The 1,239-nt window shown below is 48.5% G+C and carries 1 protein-coding gene; it reads left to right on the top strand.

Annotation, left to right across the window (positions count from 1 at the left end):
* Positions 1-85 precede the first annotated feature (85 nt).
* Positions 86-1,084 (top strand): IS5 family transposase, encoded by a 999-nt coding sequence (locus AAKU61_RS22605; RefSeq protein ID WP_323493039.1) that lies wholly within the window; start codon positions 86-88, stop codon positions 1,082-1,084.
* Positions 1,085-1,239: the final 155 nt, after the last annotated feature.

The following is a 1,239-nucleotide window of genomic DNA, read 5'->3' as shown; positions in this document are numbered from 1 at the left end:
GAGATCTTTGCACGATAAAAAGCCAAGCAGAGTGTTTACCTCAAATGAGACAATAGCAACAGGATAAATTTAAAGAGTGGCAATCATGGCGTGGAAAAATATCAAACAACGCAGTCTGGGTGATGCCTTAATCGTGGAGCATAAAGCGGTCACCGAACTCGATGATGTGCATGCCCTGATCAACTGGTTGCCGCTGGAAGCGCAATTGAATGGCATCCACAGCAAAGCCAGAGGCGAGAAAGCCTGGCCGCCATTGATGATGTTCAAAGCGCTGCTATTGCAGTCGTGGTACACGCTCTCTGATCCGCAACTAGAAAAGCAACTGGCGCGGGATTTATTGTTTCGTCGATTTGTCGGCTTGGATATTAGCGAGAATGTACCGGACCACAGCACGCTGTGGCGCTTTCGCCAAAAACTGATTGGAGGTCTATGGGAAGCGCTGCTCAAAGAGATCAACGATCAACTCACCAGCCGGCAGCTCTATATCAAGGCAGGAGAAATCAGCATTGTCGACGCCAGCGTCATCCAGGCCAAACAGAACCGGCCGAACAAAGGTGTGAATGGCAGGAACACGCAAGATAGCGAAGCGGCCTATAACGTCAAGGCCAGCTCAGAGGGCAAACAAAAAACCACCTACGGCTATAAAGCGCATATCGCGGTGGAAGAAGATGGCTTTATCAAAGCCAGTGCATTCACCGCCGGTAACGTCCATGATTCTCAATGTTTAGCACCCTTACTCTTAGGGACAGAATCGGCGGTGTATGCAGACAGTGCCTACAAGAGCGCCAAGCATGATGCCTTACTGGCAGAAACCAGAACGAAGAACTGCATTTTAGAAAGAGCCTACCGCAACACGCCATTGACCGATCAACAAAAGAAACGCAACCGGCAACACTCGGGGATACGCAGCATTGTTGAGCGTGTGTTTGGCGTACTCAAACTGCACTACGGAATGGGGCAAGCCAGATACCTCGGTTTGGCACGTAATTACACGCGATTTGGGCTAATGTGCATCGCCTACAATCTCAAACGCGGGGTGGCGATTCAACGCGATTTACAGAGCGGTCAGGAGAGTTGCGCCTAAAAAACGGCAATGAGGGCAAATCGCCCTCACTTTGATGGGAAAACAGTAAAAAAATGATTGCTGAAGACAAAATCACTAAAAAAGCATCATTTTATTTTTTAAAAATTCAACCTTTGCTGAAACGGCTCTGATTAAGGCTGTCATGCAAAGGTCTC

It is taken from the genome of Undibacterium sp. GrIS 1.2, assembly GCF_040544435.1.
In the GTDB taxonomy this organism is placed as follows: domain Bacteria; phylum Pseudomonadota; class Gammaproteobacteria; order Burkholderiales; family Burkholderiaceae_D; genus Undibacterium.
Note: the sequence above shows the minus strand (reverse complement) of the source record. Positions and strands in the feature narration are given on the sequence as shown.

Bases quoted from the DNA above. Each gene is read 5' to 3' on its own strand.
- AAKU61_RS22605 (WP_323493039.1), top strand. From the start codon at position 86: ATGGCGTGGAAAAATATCAAACAACGCAGTCTGGGTGATGCCTTAATC.